Source organism: Amphritea atlantica (assembly GCA_024397875.1).
Classification (GTDB): Bacteria; Pseudomonadota; Gammaproteobacteria; order Pseudomonadales; family Balneatricaceae; genus Amphritea; species Amphritea atlantica_B.
The window spans coordinates 4,132,592-4,157,421 of sequence record CP073344.1; the positions used below are offsets into that span (position 1 = coordinate 4,132,592).

Here is a 24,830-nt window from a genome sequence, read left to right on the forward strand (position 1 = left end):
AGCCAAAAGGAGCCGAAAAAACAGCGCTTATCGACTAACCGGACACTCTAACTATCTGGAATTCGTGTATAATTTCGCTCTATTTTTGTACAAACAGATTCGAAATGGTGATCTCAGTGACAGATAAAGCGAGACCGGATGCAAGCACTTTTCAAGGGCTGATCCTGGCACTGCAAGAATATTGGTCAGAGCAGGGCTGTGTAATAGTGCAACCACTGGATATGGAAGTCGGCGCAGGCACCTTCCATCCAGCAACTTTTCTGCGCGCTATCGGTCCCGAAACCTGGAACTCCGCATACGTGCAACCAAGCCGTCGTCCCACCGATGGCCGGTACGGAGAGAACCCGAACCGACTACAGCATTACTACCAGTTCCAGGTAGTCATGAAGCCTTCACCAGCCAACTTCCAGGAACTCTACCTGGGCTCGCTCGAACGAATGGGCCTGGACCTGAACGTACACGACGTACGTTTCGTAGAGGACAACTGGGAGTCACCGACGCTGGGCGCATGGGGCCTCGGCTGGGAAGTATGGCTGAATGGCATGGAGGTGACTCAGTTCACCTATTTCCAGCAGGCCGGCGGCATCGAATGCTACCCGGTTACCGGCGAAATCACCTACGGCCTTGAGCGTATTGCGATGTACCTGCAGGACGTTGAGAGTGTTTATGACCTGGTGTGGACCTACAACCCTGACGGCAGCCCGGTCACTTACCGCGATGTCTTCCATCAGAACGAAGTAGAGCAGTCCACTTACAACTTTGAGCACGCAGACGTACCCCAGCTGTTCAAAAACTTTGACCACCACGAGGCGGAATGCAACAAGCTGCTGGCACTGGATGTACCGCTGCCTCTACCTGCCTATGAGCAGGTACTGAAGGCCTCCCACACATTCAACTTGCTGGATGCACGCCACGCAATCTCAGTGACTGAGCGTCAGAGATACATTCTGCGTGTCCGGACCCTGGCTCGTGAAGTCGCACAAGCGTACTTCAACACCCGTAAGGGACTGGGTTTCCCATTAGCCGAAGAGAGCATCCGCAACGAAGTTTTAGCCGCCTGCGAAGAGGAGAGCAAGTAATGACCGATGTTAACCGTCAGGATTTTCTCTTCGAACTCGGTACAGAAGAGCTGCCACCGAAAGCACTAAAAACACTATCCAAGGCACTTGAAAACGAAGTGGTCTCAGGTATCAAAGAGCTGTTTGGCAAACAAGCCGAAGCGCTATTTGCCGAAACCACTGTTAGCTCATACGCAGCACCTCGCCGCCTTGCACTGCTGATCAGCAACCTTGCCGACGAAGTCCCAGGCAGCACATTTATGATGCAGGGACCTCCAGCGCGGATCGCCTATGACGAGCAGGGCAACCCGTCAAAGGCACTGGAAGGCTTTGCACGCAAGTGCGGCACCACCATAGACAGCCTGCAAGAAATTGACGGAAAGATGAGCTTCAGCCAGTCCGTACCCGCCAAAGCGATTGCTGACGAGCTGCCTGCCATTATCGAAACTGCTCTCAGCAAGCTGCCAATTCCAAAGCGGATGCGCTGGGGCGCCTCCCGCACTGAATTTGTTCGCCCGGTTAAATGGGTCGTCATGCTCATGGGAGATCAGGTGATCGAGTGCGAGATTCTCGGTCTGAAAGCCGGCCGCGACACCCGCGGCCATCGCTTCCACTACAACCACGATATCACTCTCAACCAGGCAAATGAATACCTGGAAAACCTCGAAAGCGTTGGCTATGTCATCGCCGACTTTGAGGAGCGCCGGGAAAAAATCCGTGCCCAGGTTGAAGCAGAAGGCGCGGCAATTAACGGCATCGCTCAGATCGATGAAGAGCTGCTGGACGAAGTGACCGCCCTCAACGAATGGCCTGTCGCACTGACCGGACGTTTCGATGATCGCTTCCTGGAGGTGCCGTCAGAGGCCCTGATCTCTTCAATGAAAGAGCATCAGAAATACTTTCATGTGCGCGACAGCAATGGCCAGCTGATGCCATTCTTCATCACCATCGCCAACATCGAATCAACCGATCCGGCACAGGTGATTGCCGGGAACGAAAAGGTCATTCGCCCACGCCTGGCCGATGCCGCGTTCTTCTTTGAGACCGACAAGAAGCGCACCCTTGAGTCCCGTATCGATGACCTTAAAAACATCGTCTTCCAAAAAGAACTGGGTACGCTGCATGACAAAGCCGTCCGCGTCGCTGCGCTGGCGAGACACATTGCACAGCGACTGGATCAGGATCAGGACAAGGCAGAGCGTGCAGCGATGCTCGCCAAGACCGACCTGATGACCGATATGGTGTTCGAGTTCCCCGACCTTCAGGGCCTGATGGGATACCACTATGCACTGCATGACGGAGAGGACGAAGGCGTTGCTCTGGCACAGAATGAGCAATATATGCCACGCTTTGCCGGCGATGAACTGCCGCAAAGCGAACCTGGCATCGCCGTTGCCCTGGCCGATCGACTGGACACACTGACCGGCCTGTTCGGTATCAACCAGCCACCCACCGGCTCCAAAGACCCGTTTGCACTGCGCCGCGCATCCCTGGGCGTTTTGCGAATCATCGTTGAGCAGCGCCTCAATCTGGATCTGGAAGACCTGATCCAGGTTGCCGCCAACAACTACGCCGTCCTGCCGGCTAAAGACGGTCTGGTAGCCCGTATCACTGACTTTATGCTGGAGCGTTTCCGCGCCTGGTATGACGACGAGGGCATCGCTGTCGAGGTCTACCTGGCTGTGCACGCACTCCGCCCAACTAAGCCGCTTGAGTTCAATCAGCGGGTACAGGCCGTAAGCCACTTCCGCACTTTGGAGGAGGCCGGAGCGCTGGCGGCAGCGAACAAGCGAGTCGCTAACATCCTCAGCAAGCAGGAAGGCAGCATCGCCAGCAGCGTATCTGAATCACTGTTGCAGGAAGAGGCTGAGAAAGACCTGGCTAAAGCGGTAGCAGACAAAAACACTCAGCTGAAGCCGTTGATCGCGCTGGGTGATTTTAAAGCAGTGCTTGAGCAACTCGCTGAGCTGCGTCCGGTGGTCGATAAGTTCTTCGATGAGGTGATGGTAATGGCCGATGACGAAGCGATCCGAAACAATCGCCTTGCGCTTCTCAGCCAGCTTCGCAACCTGTTCCTGGGCGTGGCAGACATCTCAGCATTGAGTTAAGATTTCAGCCATTAAACTGACCAAAAAAGCCGGTTATCAAACCGGCTTTTTTATCCCTGAATTTTGATTTTATACTGCAATCCTGTAACCAATCAGGCCATAGAAGGTAGTGATGAAACTGGTAATTCTCGATCGTGACGGCGTTATCAACTACGACTCCGATAACTACATCAAAACCGTTGATGAGTGGCAACCGCTGCCAGGCAGCATGGCAGCTATTGCCCGATTAACGAAAGCCGGCTTCGATATTTGCGTGGCGACTAATCAGTCTGGCCTGGCCAGAGGCTACTTCGATCTGACGACCCTGAATCAGATGCATCGAAAAATGACCTCACTGGCAGAGGAGCAGGGCGGGCGCATCGAGAAAATTGAGTACTGCCCTCATTCACCGGATGATCACTGTTACTGCCGCAAACCGCAACCAGGTCTCTACCAGCACATTCTCAGCTGCTATCCGGATATCGATCCCGGCAAGGTATTTGTGGTGGGTGATTCTTTGCGCGATCTTGAAGCGGCGATAACTGCAGGCTGTCCGCCCATTCTGGTCAGAACAGGAAAGGGGGAGCGCACGATAGCCAAAGGAGGACTGCCTGAGAACACAGTCATTGTTGATGACCTTGAAGCCGCAGCACAGTATATTATCTATCATCAACACAGTACCAACTAAGTAAAGGTTCCACGTGGAACACTGACCCATGATAACCAAGCCTGACACTCCAATAGCGATGCGAAAGCTGATAGCAGACATTCGATCAGCTATTCCATTCGACACGCCACAAGAAAAGCTTTGCAATGGCCCCTGCACCGGATGCGCCAAGAAGTTACTTGATTATCTGGATATGCAGCTGGAGGAGAAAGAGTCGGAGATCAATGCCGGGATTATCCCAAACCTGGGTGAGCTGAATCGGTTAAAGAAAAGCGCCATGAAAATTCATGCTACGCTGATCAAAAACGGCCTCATAAAGAACGAATAAACCGGGCGAGTATACGTTAGCTACTGACAAGAAGATCTGTAGCGCAATAGTCAGATATACAGTGCCCGAAAGTGCCAGTCTTTAGCCCCCATCTCGTTACGGATCATCGCCTTGATCGACGGCTCTATCTCATCAGAATCCTGCGCATATAATCCGCAGAGGGACAACGCTCGCTGCTTATCAACCGACCGTCCCAGATACTCATACACAACCCGGGCACAGCAGGGCATCCGTTCACCACTACCGGATACGCCAAGTTTAAGCCCACTCAATCGCGATACCCGGTTCTTAAAGGAAGGAAACAAAATGGTCTGGGTCATCTCATTACCCGTGAGTGATTCATAATCCACCATGAAAATACGGTCGGTCAGAAAACTGGCGATGCCGAGATAAACCCCATGAAAGACCTTGTCGCCAGGATGCTCACGCAGGCGCTCGGTGCGTTGATAGCAGACCCGATCGTCGCGCCGCTCAATACAGATCAGCGTTCTCAGAATCCGGCCGGGATAGGCCATCGACTGATAGTATTCAAAGTAGTACCCCAGGTATTTGTCCAGGCTGGCCGCGCCTCGCTGCAGCCGATCCAGATGTTCTGACTCAAGCTGCTCAGACGCCTCAGCAACCTGAGGGCGGGGACGTACTTTGATCAGACGCTCAAACTGCTCATGAGGCATGAGAATCTCGTGTTCTTCAACACCAAAGAAATCACAAAAGCGCAGCAGCGTATGAGCAGAGGGTTTGTATCGGCCACTGAGGTAACGATTAAACTGAGGCCGGTTAATATCGAGCCGCCGGCACACTTCCGCTATCGATTTGTAATAGCTGCACAGCAGCCTGAGATTACTGGCAAAGTCCTGATGCATGCAGATCCTGCTCCACTTAACAACGCCCGGGAACTTCATTCTAAAGGGGAAGCTGTACCGGATGCAAAGCAATTGATGGCGCAGTTTAGCGCAGTGAGTGCGCTATCTGACACCAATATGCACTAAAGCATCAAATGTTCTGCGCCCCCTGAAGCTGATTAAATATTCGTCTCAACCACAAAAATAATAGCGACCCGTGGTCGCAAATGGAGACTGTCTTATGTTGGAATTTCTCAACGATCTGCTCTGGGGAAAAGTTCTGATTGGTGTGCTTATCTCTCTGGGCCTCTGGTTCACGATTGCATCACGGTTTGTGCAGTTCCGCTACTTTGGTCAGATGTTCAAAATTTTTAGCGGCAAACAGCTTTTCAAACATGAACAGCAGGGCCACCTGAGTTCATTTCAAGCACTGCTACTCTCCGTTGCCGGACGGGTGGGGGGAGGTAATATAGCCGGTGTTGCGGTTGCCATTACATTGGGTGGACCGGGTGCCATCTTCTGGATGTGGGTCATCGGTCTGATGGGCATGGCGACCAGTTACTTCGAATGTACCCTGGCACAAACCTTCAAAAAAGCAGAGCCGGATGGCACCTATCGGGGTGGCCCCGCATACTACATCCGTCGCGGACTGGGTAAAAAATGGCAATGGCTGGCTGCGCTCTATTCGGTTTTGCTGCTGGTAACATTTGGCTTCGGCTTCACCGCGATGCAGTCTTACTCGGTTGCCACCTCATTTGAGGATGCCTTTGGTATCCCAACCTACTACACCGGAATCGCACTGGCGCTGATTGTCGGCCTGATCATCTTTGGCGGTGTAAAGCGCATCGCTAAAGTATCCGAAGTTCTGGTTCCGGTCATGGCGCTGGGCTACCTCGGCATCACACTGGTGGTACTGGGCCTGAACATCGAGCGTATTCCCGACGTTATCGTGCTGATTGTGAATAGCGCCTTTGGCCTGAATCCAGCCATTGGTGGTGGCATCGGTGCAGCCATTCTGATGGGCGTCAAACGCGGCCTGTTCTCCAACGAGGCGGGGCTCGGCAGCGCACCTAACGTTGCCGCGGTTGCCTATGTTCCACACCCGGCTAATCAGGGTATCGTGCAGGCGTTCTCCGTATTTATCGACACCCTGATTCTGTGCTCCTGTACCGCATTCATCATTCTGCTGAGTGGCATCTATGATCCTGCCACTATTGCCGGGCAGGGCGGTGTTGCGCTCACTCAGTCCGCACTGGCCGATCATGTTGGCGAATGGGGCCGGATGTTCGTCAGTATTGCCCTGCTGCTGTTCGGATTCAGCACCATTCTTTACAACTATTATCTGGGCGAAAACAGCCTGAACTTCTTCAGTGAAGAGAACCAGAATCTGTTTAATACCTTCCGGGTCGCGATCATCTGCCTGTGCTGCTGGGGTGCCATTATGGATCTGGGCACAGTATTCGCCTTTGCTGATATCACCATGGGCTTCCTGGCACTGGCAAATCTGCTGGCGCTGGCACTACTGTTCAAGACCGGTCTGCGGGTGATGCGTGATTACGAGCAACAACGCAAAGATGGCATCGAAACACCTATTTTCGACCCGGAGAAATTCAGCGATCTGAATATTGATCCGGCTGCCTGGGATCAGCTACCGACGCAACAGGACGCAGCCGATCAGTATGCCGCCAACGACACAGCTAAGGCGACCTCCTGATATTAACGAACTCCCGCCGGTAACTATGGTTACCGGCGGACACTCATAACCTAAATGGTAACGGGCCGAGATGCCCAACCTCTGATGGAAACCTGAAAAATGAGCACACGTCACGAGCATGACCTGCTGGGCGATATGGAAATTCCTGCGGACGCCTGGTATGGCATTCAGACACAACGCGCCGTTGATAACTTCGCCATAACCGGCGTTCCCATTAGCCATTTCCCGCAGCTGGTGCAGGCACTGGCGATGGTAAAAATGGCCGCCGCCAAAGCCAATACTGACCTGGGCAGTCTTGATCCGCTTAAGTCACAGGCGATCATTGCCGCCTGCGAAGAGATTCGTGATGGCCACCTGCATGACCAGTTTGTCGTCGACCTGATTCAGGGCGGAGCGGGCACTTCAACCAACATGAATGCCAACGAAGTCATTGCCAATCTCGCGCTGGAAAAACTGGGGCACCCGAAAGGGCAGTATCAGTACCTGCACCCCAACGATGATGTGAACCGTTCTCAGTCGACGAATGACGCGTATCCCTCTGCGGCCTGCCTGGCGATTCAGCTGGCTTCAGACCCGCTGATAGAGACCATCAAAAGCCTGATTGATGCCCTCAGAGCAAAAGGGCAGGAGTTCTCCGATGTGGTTAAGATGGGCCGTACCCAGATGCAGGATGCGGTTCCGATGACCCTGGGTCAGGAATTCGAAGCCTTTGCCGTAACCCTGAGCGAAGATATTGACCGTCTGGGTGACGCCTGTAAGCTGCTGTGTGAGATCAACCTCGGCGGCACCGCTATTGGTACCGGCATCAATACCCATCCCCGCTATGCGGCACTGGCCGTCAGCTATCTGGCGGAAATCTCCGGTAAGCCAATGGTGCCCGCGACCAATCTGGTCGAAGCAACGTCGGATATGGGAGCCTTTGTGCTGTTCTCAGGCGTCCTGCGCCGCTTTGCGATCAAACTGAGTAAGATAGCCAACGACCTTCGTCTGCTGTCTAGTGGGCCACGCACCGGCTTTGGCGAAATCAAACTCCCGCCGATGCAACCCGGATCATCCATTATGCCGGGTAAAGTGAATCCGGTTATTCCGGAGGCGGTCAACCAGACAGCCTATCAGGTTATCGCCAGCGACCTGGCAGTGACCCTAGCCGCAGAAGCCGGGCAGTTGCAGCTCAATGCGATGGAACCGCTGATTATCTACAACCTTCTTAACTCAATGAAGATGCTGGGCTCCGCCTGCTCAATGTTTGAGACACGTTGCATAAAGGGCATTGAAGCAGACCGTGAGCGATGTGCCGAACTAGTGGATCGCAGTATCGGTTGTATCACTGCGCTGGTGCCGCATATCGGTTATGGCAATGCCTCCCGGATCGCCCAGATCGCACTGCACTCCGGGCGTACGGTTCGGGAACTGGTGCTGTCAGAAAAGCTGTTAAGCGAAGCCGAGCTGGAACATCTGCTCAGCCCACAATCGATGCTGGCACCGCAGTCATTTGTACTGGAGAAACGTAGCTGATGAAACGACAAATCCTGATTCTATACACCGGCGGCACTATCGGCATGACGTCGTCAGCGCAGGGCTATGTTCCGGATGACGGATTTGAAGCACTGCTGAACAGTCGCCTTCAGCGGCATCACAGTCCGGGTTCCGCTCATCAGTTGCCCGATTACCGGCTGGTTAAGTTTGATCAGTTGATCGACAGCTCGAATCTGATGCCTGCAGACTGGACGCTGATCGGTCAGGCTCTGATCGAAAACTGGCACGACTATGATGGTTTTATCGTGCTCCATGGCACCGATACCATGGCTTATACTGCCTCAGCACTGTCATTTATTCTGCAGGGAATGAACAAACCGGTGATCATCACCGGCTCTCAGATTCCGCTATCTGAGTTGCGTAATGATGCCCTGGACAATCTGGTCACCAGTCTGATTCTGGCGGGCAACTATGATATCCCAGAGGTCTGTATCTACTTCAACGGTCGTCTGCTACGGGGCAACCGCAGTAAAAAAGTGAAGAGCACCGAACTGGACGCCTTTGATTCACCCAACTTTGCCTGGCTGGGGCAGGTGGGTATCCATATAGCGATACAACACCCGTTGCTACTGAAGCCGGGGTCGCCGAATTTTAATCTGCCTCACTTCAAGCCTAACGGAATCGTTATAGCTCCGATCTATCCCGGCATCTCTGCCCGGGTGATCGATGCACTACTGGACGCTGAAGAGGTCAGGGCGTTGATTCTGCAATCCTACGGTGTTGGCAACCCTCCAGACCAGAACAAAACCTTTATCGCTTCCCTCGAGCGCGCTGGCAACAACGGTATCGTAGTACTCAATACCAGTCAGTGTCTGCAGGGCAGTGTGCATCAGGGAGCCTATGCAACCGGCGAAACCCTGAACCGGATCGGCGTAATCCCCGCTGCGGATCTCACCCTGGAAGCCGCGTTCACCAAACTACACTTCCTGATTGGTATGGGCGATGATGCCACCGCCATCCGGGAAAATATAACCCGGCCTCTCTGTGGTGAATGCAGCCTGGCGAGCTAAGTCATCAACGGCGGTCGTGCCGTTATAACCGAAAAAGCGAGTGTCTGCCTGTCAGGCACTTCAGGCATCTCAACAGCCGTAAACCTGATAATTAAAACCGATATTCGAACGATATAACTTCTCGCAGAACGCTGTTTTGCAATGCTATGCTGTAAACGCTTGAAGTGGCAGTTTATCTACTCAACGCAGTTTTTTTTTGCACAATTCAGGGTCGATTATAATATGGGATTCTCAGGTTTAGTGTATGGCTATTCGCTGGATGGTAAGGGCGGTGGCAGAGTCCTGTCAGGAGATGATCTCGACAAGGGTCTGCCCGAAAATCAGCTGACCTGGCTGCATTTTGATTATACCGATGCTGATACCCGTCACTGGATAACGGAAAAAAGTCAGCTCAGTGATGTGGTCATTGATGCACTCCTGACTGAGGAGAGCCGTCCCCGTACGACGCAGGTGAATGAAGGCCTCTTAATTGCATTAAGAGGCGTCAACCTCAGCCCCGATTCCAACCCCGAAGATATGGTGGGCATCCGCATCTGGATCGACGAAAAACGGATTATCAGCACCCGGCGACGACGGATGTTGTCGGCAAAAGATATCGTCGATGCCATTGAAGCAGGCACCGGTCCTACCAGCACCGGGGACTTTCTCGCCATGCTATCATCCACTTTGATGGTACGGATGCAGGACACCATCAACGATACCGAAGATTATGTCGACTCGATCGAAGAGGAACTACTGAGCTCCAGCAGCTACGATCTGAGAAACAAGATATCGGCAGTACGCCGGGTGGTGATCTCCCTGCGGCGCTATCTGGCACCCCAGCGGGATGCGTTGCTGCAGATGAACAATACCAAAGTTACCTGGCTGACAGAGGGTGACCGGCAAAACCTCCGGGAGGTCACCGATACGCTGATCCGTTACATTGAAGATCTGGACTCCGCCCGGGACCGGGCAGCGGTGGCACAGGAGGAGCTCTCGAACCGGCTGGCAGAACAGATGAACAACAGGATGTATCTGCTATCGATTGTTGCTGCCGTTTTCCTCCCCCTCGGTTTCCTGACCGGACTTCTGGGTATCAACGTCGGCGGAATGCCCGGCGCAGAAAACCCCTGGGCTTTCTGGATCGTCAGTGGCTTTATGACGATTACCGTTGCAATACAGCTATGGCTGTTTAAACGTAAGAACTGGTTTTAACGAATCTAATAAAGCTGCATCCTGTAGCAGGGCTACTAGGTCTGAGCCTGATAGTCCGGCAGCAGTTTACTAATTTTGTCACACAGCGTCTCTTTATCTGCCGGTGTCACAATAAAATCACGGGCTCCGGCTTTCAGACAAGCTGAGAGAATCTCTTTATCCCTGAGTTCAGTCAGCAATATTACCGGAATATCCGTCAACTGATTAAACTTGTGCATATAAGCCAGCACTTTCAGGGCACTGAGATCAGACACTTCGTAATCAAGTAACAACAGATCGGGTTTTCGACAGATCATCGCTGGCAGCGCTTCTCTGGCGTTTGCGAACACAACAGGATTGTAACCGCAGTCAAATAGAGTCTGTTGAACGGATACAGTATCCTTCGAATCACTGCCAATCAGGGCAATATTACGCTTATTTTCTGAAACATCAGGCATCTTCAGCCGATTGATCTCGTTATAGCCCTCTTTAGCGGTTTCAGCCCACTCTGATATATCCCTGAGTTTTCGGTCACTTAATTGCCGGGTCTGTTCCGCAACATTGTTGTGTTCAATAATCAGATGGTGGTCGTAGTGCCCCGCAATCAGTTCAGTCAGTTCATTCAGTGCAGCAGAAAAAGCGTTCACCGTATCGGCCTGACACTCAACGCCTTTGTCAATATTACTGATAATGAAGTGATCGAGTTCCCGTTTATGTTCAACCAGCTCTTCACCAATGCAGGCTAAAGCCATTTGTTGCTCTGCATGAACGACCGCGTCATCTGCCTGCTTAACCAGCAGCGCTAAGCGATGCATATCGTAAATGGGTTTCACAATAAAGTAGTTATCGACGGTCTGATTTAAACACAGCTCAGCTGCTGCACTAGCATCCTTGCTGATACACAAAATAACCGAGTAGTGCGGACAACACCCGAGCGAAAACTCAGCGACAACCCGGTTATAACACTCCAGTCCTTGCTCCAGATCCTGATATGCAATCAGGATGATTTTATGCGAGTCCTGTGCAAAGGCATCACCGAAGCTATCCGGATCGGTAATCACATCGTGACCCTTTCTCCGTAAAAAATCTTCGGTATCATCATGAAGATGCCCGCCGTCGCTCAGAACCAGTACCACAGATTTTGTCATCATCACTGAAGATCTCTGCTATTAATCCATTAGGCACTTACTACACTCCTCATCGAAATATAGACCATACTCAGGCAAACAAACCACTTTTTGGTGACTCCAGCGCCTGAAACAGAGCCTTTACGCGAGTTAATGCCATACTGTAAGGATCCTATTAGTGAGTAGGGGGCTCTATGAACTCTCAATATAAGCCGCTGGACTTTGATCATCTGGTAGCACTGGCACAAACCAAACCTCAGGTACTTGAGCGTTATTTACGCTTGAAGGTTAACCAGATAATTAACGCTGCAAAGCCTGAGAACAGGATTCATTTAAGGCGATTACAGTTTCGTATCGACGCGGTCAGATACCGGGCTAAGACACCACTTGCCGCCTGTATAAAAATATCTCAAATGATGCACGATGAGCTTTGGTGTTTGAAAGAGGTCTTGGATGGCAGCAGAGATTCTGTAAATCACCCGGGGCCGGCTAATACATCAGTAACAGATAACAGCAAGCGATCTGCTGACAAGGTGATACCACTGTCGCGTACCGGTAGATTTAAAGCCTGAGTTCGTCATCGACAGATGGTTCTGCCTTGCAACGGTCTCAAGATCACAGAACGCTGAACGGCCCTTTCAACAACGCCTGTCACCTCTGCAATTGGGTACATGACGTCTATGACAATTCTGGAGTGGTGCGTTAAACCCACACCGGGTTTGAAGTGGCTAAGTCGTTAAGTGACTAAGCTGTTAAGTGACTAGGCCGTCTGCAAACGGTTTTGTTCGAGCTTAAGCTTTTTAGCGGCCAGCGCATAACCACCATCGGCACCATCAACAAAGTGCAGATGACCGCCATCGGTTATACTCTCCACATAGCAGGTCATCTGCGCGGCATCCGACACATGGATACCAAAACGAACCCGGCCCGCCTGTTGCTCTGACTGCAAATAATCCTCTATTGCCCGATAATCTGAAGGCGAGCAGTCCAGCACCATCCGCAGCGTATCGTCGAATTTTTTAAAGTCACAGTGCAACGGAATTTTATCAACATAGTTCCGCACGCTGGGAATAAACCTGAAGCACTTAAGATTGAACAGCGGGACCGTCAAGAAGAGCTCATAAAGGGTGCGCAAGGACGCTTTGTTGAAACCAATATCCGTCACCCTCAGCTGCCGTTTCAGGTTATCCAGAAAAGAGCGATAACGCGCATTACCCATGTTGACCGGATTAGCGGTGGCGAAAGAACCTCCCAGAACGGTCTCTATTCTGGCAATTATCTCCGCTAACAGCGTCTGATTATTCTCATCCTGGGGCTGAATCAATAGCGCTATAGTCACGCCGTTACCCGAGGGAACGGGTTGCCAGCGACAGGTGAGGCCGGTGAATATTTCCGTTTTGCAGAACACCGGGCAGGGTGCACAACGAAACTCTGAGCGGGTCTTTACCAGACCCTCCGCCAGTGAAATTGCGCCGCCTTTAAACATCGCCTGAGCAATGTTCTCACCAGAAAGGTATTTTGCGATCTGCAGATCTTTACCCATCGCGCGCAATGTCCTGACCGGAACCAGCCCCGCATGAAGCTCTAAAGCAAAGCTCTCTCTGGCGAAGTGACTCAGCGACTGCAACACCTTAAGGGTCTTATCCCGCATACTTTCATGCACCAGAATCGTCGCGCCGTCACCGCCAAACATAAACGGCAGATCGGGATTAACCAGATTAAGGTGGGCCGTGATGGCGGCCGCCCCGATAAAGTTAACATCCCGGTAGCAGCCCCGTTCAATCGCTTCAGTTGAACCGCGCACATCGACAACAGAGACATACCAGTCATCCGGTACCGGTTGGTAGAAACGCTCATCAACAATCTGAGCGATGTCAGTAAACCCTGTCAACTGCCGATAGAAGTTATCCATCTGCTCTGCCCATCCAGCTTGCCGAAGGTTTTATCTTAACAAGATTCAGCCAGGGAGACAGAGCAGACCAACGCTATACACACCACTTTGTTGATAAAGCAGGGCTGATTGAATGCTCTGACTTAAACCACAAACCGGAACAGATCCTGGCGATCGTTGAGATACTCAAACCGGATCTGCCTCTCCGTCATGCGCTCAAGCAGTGGCTGCAGGTCCTCTTTACAGGCCAGCTCAATGCCGATCAGGGCAGGGCCGCGATCACAGTTATTCTTCTTGGCATATTCAAAGCGGGCGATATCGTCATGCGGTCCCAGAACCTCAGCAAGAAACTCACGTAACGCGCCCGCCCGCTGGGGAAAGTTAACGATAAAGTAGTGTTTTAACCCCTCAAACAGCATCGCCCGCTCTTTGATCTCTTCGGTACGCAAAATATCGTTGTTACCTCCACTGACAACACAGACCACGGTTTTACCCCGGATCTCATCTTTAACGTTATCCAGCGCCGCAATCGATAATGCACCGGCAGGTTCGACGACAATGGCCTCCTGATTGTAAAGCTGCATCATGGTGGAGCAAACCAGACCCTCCGGCACAGTAACGACACGGTCCAGGTTCTGCTTACAGATCGCAAAGGTACGTTCACCCACCCGTTTTACCGCCGCACCATCAACAAAATTATCGATCCGGGACAGCGTTTCATTGCTGCCAGCGGCTAATGAGCCACTCATCGACGCGGCACCTTCCGGTTCAACACCGATCAACCGGGTCAGGGGAGAGCGGGCTCTGAAGTAGGAAGACACCCCGGATGCCAGTCCACCTCCGCCCACGGGCATCAGCAACATATCCACCTGACCCTCTGTTGCAGCCAGCTGATTGAGGATCTCAACCCCCACCGATGCCTGACCCTCAATCACTTTCGGGTCATCAAAAGGATGTACAAAAGTGGCCTGCTCGGCGGAACAGAAAAGCATCGCCTGATGATAGGCATCATCATAGGTATCACCCACTAAACGGATATCCACGAGTGCTTTGCCATACTTTCGCACCTGTTCAACTTTCTGCCCCGGCGTCGGAGCCGGCATGAAGATGGTGGCTTTTAACCCCAACAGGGCACAGGCGTAGGCAACCCCCTGAGCATGATTCCCGGCACTGGCACAGACGATTCCCTGTGACTGCTGTGCCGCCGTGAGGCTGACAATCTTGTTATAGGCACCACGGATCTTATAGGAGCGGACCAGTTGCTGATCTTCCCGCTTAAGGTAGATATCAGCAGCATATCGCTCACTCAGATTTTCACTGCGAATCAGAGGCGTGCGGGTGACCACGGATTGAAGACGTTGCGCTGCGGCAAGGATCTCATCGAGGGCAGGGTAGTAGTTGCTGGTCTCAGCGGTAGTGTCGGTGGAAACTGCGGTGTTCATCATGGCTCTGTGGACCTCACTCGTGATTGAATAATGGCTTCCCCAGACCCTCTACTGGCAGCGGGTTTCAGATATAAAAAAACCCGCCTGAGAGGGCGGGTTTTTATGTTTTGCTAAGACACGCGCTAACCCACCAGTTCCTCGGAAATGATGGTAATAATGCTGTTGCTGTCTGCTGTAAATCTGTTCATGGGTTCGATAATGATCTATTTCTCTGGTGACGTCAATCAGCCGAATTAAGCTGACCGGGCTCTGACTGAAGCAGATACTGCGCTTATCATGCTATCGCAATGCCACGGCCTGACTAATTTGAGGGTGCTCAGGCGGTAATCAGATGTTTGTCGGGAACCAAACCAGCAAGACGATAGCTCTTCTCATATTCCTAGTAACACTCCGCTATAACAGCCTCCAAACAGTAAGTGAGCGCCAACATACCCGGCAACACTGGACTGGTCAGACGCGGCAATCCTAACCGACTATCGCCGTGGATTTAATCTGCGCCCAGACCCGGTCACCCTCGGCAAGACCCAGGGTATGCAAAGACCGCTGGGTTAAGCGACTCAGGATAAAGTTTGTACCGATTTTCAATCGTACCAGCGCAACACCGGGATGATCCCCCTCGCTGATCCGATCAATTCCAGCCGGCAGTACATTGGCAATACTGCTGTTGTGATCTGCGGTCAGCGCCAGACTGACGTCCCGGGCCATCACCTGAAAACGCACCTTCTGGCCGCTGCTAAAGTTGAGATCCCTGATCCAGATCTCACCGCCATCAAAGCTGGCAAGCGCCAGATGCCACTGCGGTTGCACCTCGGTTATCCGCGCTTCGATAATCACACTGCCGGCATCGCTGGCTTGCTGCGGCAACTCAACGTGGGAAAAGGTTTCATTCAGCGATCCGGCAGACTCTAGCCGCCCCTGATTCAACACCACCAGATGATCCGCCAGACGGGCAACCTCAGCGGAAGCATGGGTAACATAGATGACCGGCATCTCCAGTTCCTCATGCAGTTTCTCCAGAAACGGCAGAATCTCCCGTTTACGGGCCAGATCCAGTGCCGCCAGCGGCTCATCCATCAGCAGCAGGCGGGGATTAACCGCCAGCGCCCGGGCGATGGCAACCCGTTGTTTCTCCCCCCCGGATAGCCTGTCCGGCTTGCGTTGCAGCAGGTGTTCAATGCCCAGCAGATCAACAACCCGATCCAGAGAAAAGCCATCGTGGCGGTGCGGCTGGCGTTTAAAACCATAGTTAAGATTGCCTTTAACGCTGAGATGCGGAAACAGATTAGCGTCCTGAAACACATAACCAATCGGACGCTGATGCGTGGGCAGAAAGGTGGTTTCATCCTGCCACACCTCACCGTTTACGGTTAGCTTACCCTCAGCCCGTTCAAGCCCGGCAATACAGCGCAGCAGGGTGGATTTACCCGAGCCAGAGGGACCAAACAGTGCCGTCACCCCCTGTGAAGGCAGATTCAGATCTACATCCAGCACAAAGCCGTCATAGTTCAGCTTAAATTGAGCATAAATATCAGCGGACACAGACATCAGAGCTTTCTTCTGTTCGGGTTAAAGGTATAGAGCAGCAACAGGGTCAGGAAGGAGAACACCAGCATGGTGATCGCCAGTGAGTGGGCCTGACCATACTCAAGCGCTTCCACATAGTCATAGATCTGTACTGACACCACCCGTGAGACACCGGGAATATTGCCCCCCACCATCAACACCACGCCAAACTCACCCACCGTATGGGCAAAACCCAAAACGCTGCCGGTCAGAAATCCCGGCAGGGCTAGCGGCAGAGCGACACTGAAAAAACGGTCTAACGGCGTGGCGCGCAGGGTCGCAGCGGCTTCGAGATAGTTTTCGCCAATATTTTCGAACGCCTGTTGAATTGGCTGAACCACAAAGGGCAGGGAATAAAACACCGACGCCACCACCAGCCCGGCAAAGGTAAAGGGCAGGGTGCCAATGCCCAGCGCCTGAGTGATCTGGCCGACAAAACCCTGTGGCCCCATCGCCAGCAGCAGATAAAAACCCAGAACCGAAGGTGGCAATACAATCGGCAGTGCCACCAATGCCTCAAAGAAAGATTTCAGACGGCAACGGGTATGCGCCAGCCACCAGGCGATCGGGGTACTGATAATCAGCAGCAACAGGGTCACTATGCTGGCCAGCTTGACTGTTAAGATAATGGCCGCCCAGTTTCCATCACTGAACATGGGTGAGACTCCCCGCTAGTTTAGAGTTTATAGCCATAGGCGCGGATAATAACCGCCGCAGCGTCTGATCGCAGATAATCCAGCAACGCAATCGCGGCGCTATTATCTTTGCCCCGCGTTAATAGCACGGCATCCTGACGAATCGGTGTATACAGATCAGCCGGCACCACCCAGCCTGACCCGGCACTCAGCTGGCCATCTTGCATCACCTGCGACAGGGCCACAAAGCCCAGTTCAGCATTGCCGGAAAACACATACTGGTAGGCCTGCGCGATATTTTCCCCCTGCACCAGTTTAGGTGAAAGGATGTCGTAAACCCCCAGCCTTGTCAGCGTTTCAACGGCTGCGGCACCATAGGGTGCCAGCTTAGGGTTTGCCAGGGCGAGATGTCTTATACTACCGGAGCGAAGGATATCCGGGCTGTCTGCTGCCACCAGCCCCTCTTGAGCAGACCACAACACCAGAGAACCCTGCGCATAAGTGAAACGACTACCGGGCACACTCCACCCCAGTTTCTCCAGCTTACGGGGCTTGGCAGCATCGGCTGAGAGAAACAGATCAAATGGCGCGCCATTCTGAATCTGAGCGAAAAACTTGCCCGATGAGCCAAAAGTCAGCAGTACGGTATGTCCGCTCTGTTTCTCAAACGCCGCCGTGATCTCTTTCATCGGTGTCGCAAAATTGGCCGCCGTCGCAACCATGACCGTTTCAGCGCGGACAACCGATACGCCCAGCAGCAAACAACAGGTTATAAAACGGACTATCTGCTTCATGATAAAACTCATTTCCTTCCCCGGTTAACTGACCACGGCCAGTATAACGTTGGATGATTTAATCAGCGCGGTGACCTGACTCCCGGTTTTCAGCGTCATATCCATGACACTCGCGTGAGAAATAATTGCGGTCAGGGTTTTACCCCCGCGCAACTCTATAATCACCTCGGCGTTAACCGCCCCCTCATGACATCGCACCACGGTGCCGGTAAGTGCATTACGGGAACTGGTTTTCAGATTATTATTGCTTGTCAGAATCACCCAGGACGCCTTGATCATAGCGTAGGCCTCTACGCCTACTTCGAGCGCCAGGTGTTCGACACTGTCACAGGTGATGTTCGACACAATCTCATCCCCGCCACCAATGTCGAGCACCACCTCGGCATTAACCTCGCCGGTTTTAATCGCTTTGATTTTGCCTGAAAACTGATTCCGTGCGCTGGTTTTCAAATCGTACTTCCTGATGATTTTGTAATAGGACTCAAAATCGTCCGTCACCTGATTGAGCTGATGCAAAACCCGCTCCCGCTCTTTATCAAGATGCCGGTATACAGAAACCAGCCGACGACCGCTTGCGGTAAGCACAGCACCGCCACCGTTGCGTCCACCGACCCGGCGTTCAACCAGCGGGGATTCAGCCAGATTATTAATCGCCTCAACCGCATCCCAGGCGGTTTTGTAACTCATCCCCATCCGATTTGCCGCAGCCGTAATCGAGCCACAGGCATCGATCTGCTCCAGCAACTCCAGATGATCATATTTACGCCCGCGGCTCATCAGTGGGCTTTTGTCCTGTTGCTGCACAACCACCTTCTTCATTCTGGTTTTCTCAACACATGTCTGCTGAAAACGTTGACTCGAATGCTGCCTTAAATAAAAGCGTTATTACCTTTAACTATATAGCGAAATACATAACAAAAAGAAGCAAAGCTTTTCACTATTGTTATCAGGAACAGCTGAATAACCTGTTGCACAAGAGGTGCCAGATAATAAGTTATTGTAAATAAAGGGATGTCTGTTGTTGTTTTGTTATATCGCTGACAAAAAAACAGAACCACGTAATCGCCTGTAGCGTTTATGACACAGCCTCATACCCCACTCTGGAAGGGTGCGGTGATACGCATCAGTCCGCATCCAGTACCGCATCGAGAAACGTCTGGGTGCGCGGGTTACGCGGAGAGGACAGCCGCTCTGACGGCTTTCCCTGTTCGGTAATTTGCCCCTCATAGAAGAAACACACCCGGTCGGAGATCTCCCGGGCAAATCCCATTTGATGGGTCACCATAATCATGATCAGGTCGTGCTCCTTCGCCAGCGTCCTGATCCTCGCCAAACAGCATAGCGTTGATAACCGGGCCGCAGTCTGGAGGGAGCCGATTTACGGTTATCGTTTACTACGCTGGAAGTTGGGATAGCACGGCATTGATATCGCTGTAACCCCCTCTGATGGGGCCGCTGCTATAATTCAGGCATTGGCCGACATCCACAGGTTCGCACTTCGATGTTTAGTCCCCTCAGCATTTTCATTGTTATCTGCCTTTATATGGGCCTGCTGTTTATCCTGGCAACCGCGGTTGAAAATCGTCGGGCGCTTCTGGGTGGCTATTTTTTCTGGATCTACAGCCTCTCGCTGGGTGTCTTCGATACCTCATGGGCTTTTTATGGCAATGTCGGGGATGCCGCTACCTACGGCTTCCGCTATCTGGCCATGGATATCGGCAGTTACAGCTGTCTGGCATTATGGTGGCTGCTGTTAAAACGTATGGTGCAGGTGAAAGAAGCGCTGCATATTACCAGTATTGCCGATCTGATTGCCGCCCGTTACAACCGCTCACAGTACGCTGCTGCGCTGGTCTCATTGATCGCTCTGTTTGGCAGCATCCCTTATGTCGGTTTACAGTTGAAAGCGGTTAACGATTCGATCGCGGTGATCACCAACACTGCCTCAGGAGATACCAGCCAACAGCTGGCCGGTTTTTCTGTCAGTGTCATCTTGCTGCTGTTCACCATTCTTTATGGCCTGAGAAAGTTAGACCCGACCGAGCACCATTACGGCATGCTGGTGGTACTGGCAGTTGAGTGTGTTATTAAACTGCTGGCACTGCTGGCCGTAGGGTTGTTTGTGACTTTCGGGCTGTTTCAGGGCTTTGGCGATATCTTCGCTCAGGCTAAAACTAACAACCTGCACCAGGTGACGGGGGCAGGTCTCCAGGAAAATAGCATCTCAACATTCCTGTCGCTATTTATAATTGGCTTCTTTCCATTGCTGTTATTACCGCGACAGTTCTATATCGCGGTGGTGGAAAATACCAGCCAGAGCCATATCAAACCTGCTGCCTGGGTGATGGCGGGCTACGTACTGCTGTTCTCGATTTTTATTGTACCGATTGCCGCAGCGGGTCTGCTGAAGGGCTTACCCCTGGAGCAGGCCGATATGTTTGTTCTGCTATTACCCCTGCAGGCCAACAGTCCCGTGCTCTCGTTAACCACCTTTATCGGTGGATTTGCGGCCGCCTCGGGAATGGTGATAATCACCACCATCGCCGTCTCCACCATGATATCGAATCATCTGGTGCTGCCATTAGCCGAGCGCTGGTCTGTGCTGTCATGGTTGCGGGCTTATCTGTTACAGGTACGCTGGGCTGTTGCTCTGCTGGTTATTTTGCTGGCCTACGTATTCATATCCTTTTTTACCAGCTCATATTTTCTGACCGCACTGGGGTCTTTAGGGATGACCGCATTGTTGCAGGTTGTGACTCCTGTATTTGGCGGACTGTTTTGGGCCAGGGGAAATACGCGGGGGGCGATATGGGGCATGTCGGTGGGTCTGCTGGTCTGGTTTTACACCCTTCTGCTGCCCATTCTGTTGCGGGAATATGCATGGCTGCCGGGGTTGCTGGAGTTCGGTCCCGGTAATCTCTCCTGGCTCAGGCCAGAAGGGCTTTTCGGCGTTGATACGCTGGATAAGACGGCCCATGGCATGTTCTTTTCGATGGGCTTGAATACGCTGATCTATATACTCATCTCAGTACTGTTCACGCCGCATAAGCAGGAGCGCAACCTGACCAGTGATTTTATGCAGTTATTCAACCCTCTCAAGACTGAGCGTCAGGTACGGCCCACTGGACTGGATGACTATATATCTTTCGATGAAAAGTATAAGGAAGCCTTACAGTTACTGTCTCACTACCTGCGCAATGACAAAGCGCTCCTGCTGTTACAACAGATCGTGGAAGACCTGCACATAACGACTAAAAAACAGATCAATATCATCGAACTGGTTGAATTTCACCGCATGGTTGAAAATGAACTGTCGGGCTCTATCGGTACCTCCAGTTCACACCAGGCGATGCAACACTATGTGCAATACAGTGCCAGAGAATCAAATGAGCTGAAAGCGATCTATCACCATATCGCAACAGAGATTAAGGAGACCGATACGCCTGGCGCAGCCGAACAGCATAGAGGCGACACCGTTGATGCGCTCCAGCATCAGATAGCGGAACTGAAAGTCGAGATCGGCGAAAAAGAACAGCTCATTGAATCGATGCGCACTAAGTTAGATCGCCATTACGAAGAGATTCATCGCTTACGGATGGACGCTCAGAAATATCAAACCTTCCTCGAGCTGCAGGCGCGCATGGATCAGTCTCAATCGGAGCATGAACTGAGGCTGGAAGACGCACAACTGAAACAGTTGCTCGCAGAATTTATCGTCCTGACGCAGCAGTTAAAAAAACAGCTCGATAAGAAGCCATCAGACGACGCCTGAATGTCTAAACATTATCAGTGAGTTTTGGGTTTCGCCCGTCGAGAACGCAGAACTCAGACCATCAAAAGGGAGGGGCCATCTGTGTTTTACAGAACAAAATGGCTCCGGATTATGATGGAGAGGCCTCGCTATCAAAACAGGTACAGGCCTGATGGCTCAGGCGGGTAATATCAATCTTGCGGCTCAAATGAAATGGTTTCAACGACTTCAAGATCATAGCCTTCGAGACCAGTGAAGCGCCAGGGTGGGCCCAGATGGCGAATTTTTCGTACACCTAGTTCTTTAAGGATCTGTGCACCGGTACCGACATCCGAAAATGCTTGCTTGCGGATGTCTTTGGCTTCTTTTACCAGCTGTGGAGCACGTTGTAGCAAGCTGGCAGCAGTATCACTGTTTCCAAGCGCGATGACGATCCCTTTACCTTCTTTGGCGACCTGTTCCAGCGCTGCCCAGAGGCTCCAGTTCTGCGGGCCGTGGTATTCAGCACCAATCAGGTCGCGCAGCGGATCAATTACATGCACCCGCACCAGAGTGGCTTCATCTTCGCTCAGATCACCCATGGCCAGCGCGATATGTACAGTATCATCGAGCTTATCTTCAAAGGTAATCATATTGAACTCGCCATGCACTGTCGGCAATAACTGCTCACCGATACGGGTCACAGTGGTCTCTGTTGCAAGGCGGTATTGAATCAGATCAGCAATGGAACCGATTTTGATATTATGCTTGGCGGCGAACGTTTCAAGATCCGGACGACGCGCCATAGTCCCGTCATCATTCATGATCTCTACGATCACCGCCGCGGGTCGGTATCCGGCCAGAGACGCCAGATCACAGCCGGCCTCGGTATGTCCGGCACGGGTCAGAACGCCGCCTTTACGGGCGCGTAATGGAAATATATGCCCTGGCTGAACCAGGTCGTCCGGTGTGGCTTCTGCGCCGACCGCAGCACGTATTGTTTCTGCCCGATCGGCAACAGAAATCCCGGTGGTAACATTACGGGCAGCATCAACCGACAGGGTGAATGCCGTACCATAAGCACAGCCATTATTGGGTACCATCATCGGCAACCCAAGCTGATCGCAACGGGCTTCATCCAGCGTTAAACAGATAAGTCCCCGGGCATGTGTTGCCATAAAATTAATGCTTTCAGGTGTCACGGCTTCCGCCGCCATGACCAGATCACCTTCATTTTCCCGGTCTTCGTCATCCACCAGAATGACCATGCGTCCCTGACGGATCTCCGAGATGATCTCTTCACTGTTATTGAATTGCATCGTTATTACTCGCTTAAAAATCAGGCCGCTCCGGGATCGCCATCAGGCCAGCCGAATAACCTTACGCTGTTGCAGTTGTGATATCTGGCGCAGAGTATCTGCTTCCAGACTCAAAAAAGCGGTCGTAGTGACCGCTAAAGAGACTCAGAGCCAGACAGCTCTGAGTAAGAGAACTGTTCCACGGACAGATGGAACAGTTCATGCTGGCTATGCGCTTAGGAGGAAGCCTTTACTTCAGTAGCCAGTAGTGCTCCGTTATCTTCCTCTTCAACTTCAGGTTGCTGAGGGGCCGTGGGGTAGACCACTCCGTTAGCTTCGTCGTTGAGTCCCTTCACCAGGGCCGCGCACATAAACAGCAGTACGACAGAGAAGGGCAGTGCGGCAGCAATCGATGCGGTTTGCAGGGCTTTAAGGCCACCCGCCATCAGCAGTACGGCAGCAACGGCACCCAGACCAAGACCCCAGATAATACGGAAGCGCTGCGGTGGGTTCTTGTTGCCCACGGAGAGAATAGTACAGATAACCAACGTACCGGAATCCGCCGAGGTCACAAACCAGGTGATGATCATGAAGGTCGCCAGGGCAGCCATTGGCCAGGTCAGTGCCTCCACCCCGATCGCTTCAATTGTCTGGTACAGCGCAAGTGTCATATTACTATTGACCGCATCCACAATACCGCCGGCACCATAAAGCTCAATATGCAGCGCGGTACCACCGAAAATTACGATCCACAGGAAACCTCCCAGTGGTGGAATAGTCAGTGCTGTTAATAAGAATTGACGAATAGTACGGCCGCGAGAGATACGGGCGATGAACATGCCAACCAGAGGTCCCCAGGATAACCACCAGCCCCAGTAGAAGATTGTCCACCAGCCCTGCCACTGACTTTCTGGATTAGGATCGGTCCAGAAACCCATAGGAATCAGGTTCCAGAGGTAATCCCCTACACTGGTGGTGAATAAGCCCAACAGGAATACGGTAGGACCAGCCAACAGGAAAAACAGAATCAGAATAGCGCTGATTCGAATGTTCCAGATACTGAGGAACTTAATGCCTTTTTCTACGCCGGATACTGCGGACAGTGTACCGATGACAGAGATAACGGCGATCAGGATCACTTGTGTCGTGGTCGAGATCTCTATATCGAACAGATAGTTCAGGCCAGCATTCATCTGGGATACACCCAATCCCAGTGTTGTTGCAGTACCAAACAGGGTACTGAAGATCGCCAGCAGGTCAACCGCATGGCCGATAGGTCCATAAATCCGGTTACCCAGAATAGGGTAAAGCGCAGATCGAACCGTCAGTGGCAGCCCCCGACGGTAGGCAAAATAAGCCAGCATCAGACCGACAAGAATGTAGATTGCCCAGCCATGCAGACCCCAGTGAAACAGGGTGATACGCATTGCCATCTGAGCGGCTTCACTGGTACCTTCTGCTATCCCCGCCATCTCCATGAACGGGTTACCCTGAAAGTGGAAAATGGGTTCAGCTATGCTCCAGAACAGAATACCGGTGCCTATAGCACAGCTGAACAGCATCGAAAACCAGGTCATGAAACCGAATTCGGGTTTCTCATCATCTTTACCAAGACGCAAATGACCGAAGCGGCTGAAGGCCAGCCAGATAGAAAAGAACAAAACCAGGCTAACGACGGTGACGTAATACCAGCTCAGTGTGGCTTGAATCCAGCTTTTTACATCGCTGTAGATTCCATTAGCGAAATCTACATTCATTATGGTGAACAGGACAAAGGCCAGCACCATAGCTTTGGAAGCGACCCCCATCCCAGGGTGAACCCCGAGGAAGAACCCCTTATCTGCTAACATCTTCTTGGGCTGCATATAGCATGCTCCCTTCTTATTCTTTGTTAATTGATGTTTGTCGGATTTTCCAATGTAGCGGGAAGAC

Annotated in this window: 21 protein-coding genes; 10 read left to right on the plus strand and 11 right to left on the minus strand. The window is 52.2% G+C overall.

The features are described from left to right. Positions 1 to 104 precede the first annotated feature (104 nt). From glyQ to KDX31_19025, 4 genes are all read left to right on the plus strand, one after another. Positions 105 to 1,079, plus strand: coding sequence for a glycine--tRNA ligase subunit alpha (gene glyQ, locus KDX31_19010; protein UTW03374.1), 975 nt, complete (start codon positions 105 to 107; stop codon positions 1,077 to 1,079). After that, on the plus strand, positions 1,079 to 3,166 hold the full coding sequence (glyS, locus tag KDX31_19015; protein UTW03375.1) for a glycine--tRNA ligase subunit beta: 2,088 nt from the start codon (positions 1,079 to 1,081) through the stop codon (positions 3,164 to 3,166). The genes glyQ and glyS overlap by 1 nt, the downstream gene beginning before the upstream one ends. A gap of 112 nt (positions 3,167 to 3,278) precedes the next feature. Beyond that, positions 3,279 to 3,833 (plus strand): D-glycero-beta-D-manno-heptose 1,7-bisphosphate 7-phosphatase, encoded by a 555-nt coding sequence (gene gmhB, locus KDX31_19020; protein ID UTW03376.1) that lies wholly within the window; start codon positions 3,279 to 3,281, stop codon positions 3,831 to 3,833. Between the two features lie 28 nt (positions 3,834 to 3,861). After that, positions 3,862 to 4,140 (plus strand): hypothetical protein, encoded by a 279-nt coding sequence (locus KDX31_19025; protein UTW03377.1) that lies wholly within the window; start codon positions 3,862 to 3,864, stop codon positions 4,138 to 4,140. Between the two features lie 50 nt (positions 4,141 to 4,190). On the opposite strand, the gene KDX31_19030 is transcribed toward KDX31_19025, so the two are convergent. Next, positions 4,191 to 5,003: a helix-turn-helix transcriptional regulator gene (locus tag KDX31_19030; protein UTW03378.1), complete on the minus strand. Its 813-nt coding sequence runs from the start codon at positions 5,001 to 5,003 to the stop codon at positions 4,191 to 4,193. Positions 5,004 to 5,223: 220 nt separating this feature from the next. Between KDX31_19030 and KDX31_19035 the strand changes: the two genes are divergently transcribed. The 4 genes from KDX31_19035 to KDX31_19050 all read left to right on the plus strand — a co-directional run bounded on the left by KDX31_19035 (position 5,224) and on the right by KDX31_19050 (position 10,436). Further along, positions 5,224 to 6,696 carry an alanine:cation symporter family protein gene (locus KDX31_19035; GenBank protein UTW03379.1) on the plus strand — a complete coding sequence of 491 codons (1,473 nt, stop codon included), beginning with the start codon at positions 5,224 to 5,226 and terminating at the stop codon, positions 6,694 to 6,696. A gap of 99 nt (positions 6,697 to 6,795) precedes the next feature. After that, entirely contained in the window at positions 6,796 to 8,211 is a 1,416-nt protein-coding gene (locus KDX31_19040; GenBank protein ID UTW03380.1) for an aspartate ammonia-lyase, read from the plus strand. After that, entirely contained in the window at positions 8,211 to 9,242 is a 1,032-nt protein-coding gene (locus KDX31_19045) for a type I asparaginase (GenBank protein UTW03381.1), read from the plus strand. Before KDX31_19040 ends, KDX31_19045 begins: the two co-directional genes overlap by 1 nt. A 222-nt stretch (positions 9,243 to 9,464) precedes the next feature. Next, on the plus strand, positions 9,465 to 10,436 hold the full coding sequence (locus KDX31_19050) for a zinc transporter ZntB (GenBank protein ID UTW03382.1): 972 nt from the start codon (positions 9,465 to 9,467) through the stop codon (positions 10,434 to 10,436). Positions 10,437 to 10,471: 35 nt separating this feature from the next. Here the strand turns inward: KDX31_19050 and KDX31_19055 are convergent, their stop codons facing one another. Next, positions 10,472 to 11,566 carry a response regulator gene (locus tag KDX31_19055; GenBank protein ID UTW03383.1) on the minus strand — a complete coding sequence of 365 codons (1,095 nt, stop codon included), beginning with the start codon at positions 11,564 to 11,566 and terminating at the stop codon, positions 10,472 to 10,474. Between the two features lie 170 nt (positions 11,567 to 11,736). Here KDX31_19055 and KDX31_19060 point away from each other — a divergent pair, with 170 nt between their 5' ends. Continuing rightward, on the plus strand, positions 11,737 to 12,114 hold the full coding sequence (locus KDX31_19060; protein UTW03384.1) for a DUF3135 domain-containing protein: 378 nt from the start codon (positions 11,737 to 11,739) through the stop codon (positions 12,112 to 12,114). 188 nt (positions 12,115 to 12,302) lie between these two features. Here the strand turns inward: KDX31_19060 and KDX31_19065 are convergent, their stop codons facing one another. From KDX31_19065 to KDX31_19095, 7 genes are all read right to left on the minus strand, one after another. Further along, positions 12,303 to 13,454 (minus strand): DUF3095 family protein, encoded by a 1,152-nt coding sequence (locus tag KDX31_19065; protein UTW03385.1) that lies wholly within the window; start codon positions 13,452 to 13,454, stop codon positions 12,303 to 12,305. A 122-nt stretch (positions 13,455 to 13,576) separates the two neighbouring features. After that, a complete protein-coding gene (ilvA, locus tag KDX31_19070; protein ID UTW05457.1) occupies positions 13,577 to 14,875 on the minus strand; it encodes a threonine ammonia-lyase IlvA in 1,299 nt (432 codons plus the stop codon). Between the two features lie 468 nt (positions 14,876 to 15,343). After that, positions 15,344 to 16,423 carry a molybdenum ABC transporter ATP-binding protein gene (gene modC, locus KDX31_19075; GenBank protein UTW03386.1) on the minus strand — a complete coding sequence of 360 codons (1,080 nt, stop codon included), beginning with the start codon at positions 16,421 to 16,423 and terminating at the stop codon, positions 15,344 to 15,346. Beyond that, the gene (gene modB / locus KDX31_19080; protein UTW03387.1) at positions 16,423 to 17,097 is read right to left on the minus strand and encodes a molybdate ABC transporter permease subunit; all 675 of its coding nucleotides are present in this window, start codon (positions 17,095 to 17,097) and stop codon (positions 16,423 to 16,425) included. Before modB ends, modC begins: the two co-directional genes overlap by 1 nt. Before the next feature lie 20 nt (positions 17,098 to 17,117). Beyond that, positions 17,118 to 17,870 (minus strand): molybdate ABC transporter substrate-binding protein, encoded by a 753-nt coding sequence (modA, locus tag KDX31_19085; protein ID UTW03388.1) that lies wholly within the window; start codon positions 17,868 to 17,870, stop codon positions 17,118 to 17,120. A gap of 24 nt (positions 17,871 to 17,894) precedes the next feature. Beyond that, the gene (locus KDX31_19090) at positions 17,895 to 18,689 is read right to left on the minus strand and encodes a TOBE domain-containing protein (GenBank protein ID UTW03389.1); all 795 of its coding nucleotides are present in this window, start codon (positions 18,687 to 18,689) and stop codon (positions 17,895 to 17,897) included. A 304-nt stretch (positions 18,690 to 18,993) separates the two neighbouring features. After that, entirely contained in the window at positions 18,994 to 19,161 is a 168-nt protein-coding gene (locus tag KDX31_19095) for a hypothetical protein (protein ID UTW03390.1), read from the minus strand. Positions 19,162 to 19,371: 210 nt separating this feature from the next. Here KDX31_19095 and KDX31_19100 point away from each other — a divergent pair, with 210 nt between their 5' ends. Next, on the plus strand, positions 19,372 to 21,642 hold the full coding sequence (locus KDX31_19100) for a hypothetical protein (protein UTW03391.1): 2,271 nt from the start codon (positions 19,372 to 19,374) through the stop codon (positions 21,640 to 21,642). A 170-nt stretch (positions 21,643 to 21,812) separates the two neighbouring features. Here the strand turns inward: KDX31_19100 and ribB are convergent, their stop codons facing one another. Both ribB and KDX31_19110 read right to left on the minus strand, forming a co-directional pair. Continuing rightward, positions 21,813 to 22,919 carry a 3,4-dihydroxy-2-butanone-4-phosphate synthase gene (gene ribB / locus KDX31_19105; GenBank protein UTW03392.1) on the minus strand — a complete coding sequence of 369 codons (1,107 nt, stop codon included), beginning with the start codon at positions 22,917 to 22,919 and terminating at the stop codon, positions 21,813 to 21,815. Between the two features lie 215 nt (positions 22,920 to 23,134). After that, complete coding sequence (locus KDX31_19110; protein UTW05458.1) at positions 23,135 to 24,748, minus strand: BCCT family transporter; 1,614 nt, start codon at positions 24,746 to 24,748, stop codon at positions 23,135 to 23,137. Positions 24,749 to 24,830: the final 82 nt, after the last annotated feature.

What these genes read in the sequence shown, in the direction of transcription:
- glyQ (UTW03374.1), top strand. Translation starts at nt 105, where the DNA reads ATGGTGATCTCAGTGACAGATAAAGCGAGACCGGATGCAAGCACTTTT.
- glyS (UTW03375.1), top strand. Translation starts at nt 1,079, where the DNA reads ATGACCGATGTTAACCGTCAGGATTTTCTCTTCGAACTCGGTACAGAA.
- gmhB (UTW03376.1), top strand. Translation starts at nt 3,279, where the DNA reads ATGAAACTGGTAATTCTCGATCGTGACGGCGTTATCAACTACGACTCC.
- KDX31_19025 (UTW03377.1), top strand. Translation starts at nt 3,862, where the DNA reads ATGATAACCAAGCCTGACACTCCAATAGCGATGCGAAAGCTGATAGCA.
- KDX31_19030 (UTW03378.1), bottom strand. Translation starts at nt 5,003, where the DNA reads ATGCATCAGGACTTTGCCAGTAATCTCAGGCTGCTGTGCAGCTATTAC.
- KDX31_19035 (UTW03379.1), top strand. Translation starts at nt 5,224, where the DNA reads ATGTTGGAATTTCTCAACGATCTGCTCTGGGGAAAAGTTCTGATTGGT.
- KDX31_19040 (UTW03380.1), top strand. Translation starts at nt 6,796, where the DNA reads ATGAGCACACGTCACGAGCATGACCTGCTGGGCGATATGGAAATTCCT.
- KDX31_19045 (UTW03381.1), top strand. Translation starts at nt 8,211, where the DNA reads ATGAAACGACAAATCCTGATTCTATACACCGGCGGCACTATCGGCATG.
- KDX31_19050 (UTW03382.1), top strand. Translation starts at nt 9,465, where the DNA reads ATGGGATTCTCAGGTTTAGTGTATGGCTATTCGCTGGATGGTAAGGGC.
- KDX31_19055 (UTW03383.1), bottom strand. Translation starts at nt 11,566, where the DNA reads ATGATGACAAAATCTGTGGTACTGGTTCTGAGCGACGGCGGGCATCTT.
- KDX31_19060 (UTW03384.1), top strand. Translation starts at nt 11,737, where the DNA reads ATGAACTCTCAATATAAGCCGCTGGACTTTGATCATCTGGTAGCACTG.
- KDX31_19065 (UTW03385.1), bottom strand. Translation starts at nt 13,454, where the DNA reads ATGGATAACTTCTATCGGCAGTTGACAGGGTTTACTGACATCGCTCAG.
- ilvA (UTW05457.1), bottom strand. Translation starts at nt 14,875, where the DNA reads ATGAACACCGCAGTTTCCACCGACACTACCGCTGAGACCAGCAACTAC.
- modC (UTW03386.1), bottom strand. Translation starts at nt 16,423, where the DNA reads ATGTCTGTGTCCGCTGATATTTATGCTCAATTTAAGCTGAACTATGAC.
- modB (UTW03387.1), bottom strand. Translation starts at nt 17,097, where the DNA reads ATGTTCAGTGATGGAAACTGGGCGGCCATTATCTTAACAGTCAAGCTG.
- modA (UTW03388.1), bottom strand. Translation starts at nt 17,870, where the DNA reads ATGAAGCAGATAGTCCGTTTTATAACCTGTTGTTTGCTGCTGGGCGTA.
- KDX31_19090 (UTW03389.1), bottom strand. Translation starts at nt 18,689, where the DNA reads ATGAAGAAGGTGGTTGTGCAGCAACAGGACAAAAGCCCACTGATGAGC.
- KDX31_19095 (UTW03390.1), bottom strand. Translation starts at nt 19,161, where the DNA reads ATGATTATGGTGACCCATCAAATGGGATTTGCCCGGGAGATCTCCGAC.
- KDX31_19100 (UTW03391.1), top strand. Translation starts at nt 19,372, where the DNA reads ATGTTTAGTCCCCTCAGCATTTTCATTGTTATCTGCCTTTATATGGGC.
- ribB (UTW03392.1), bottom strand. Translation starts at nt 22,919, where the DNA reads ATGCAATTCAATAACAGTGAAGAGATCATCTCGGAGATCCGTCAGGGA.
- KDX31_19110 (UTW05458.1), bottom strand. Translation starts at nt 24,748, where the DNA reads ATGTTAGCAGATAAGGGGTTCTTCCTCGGGGTTCACCCTGGGATGGGG.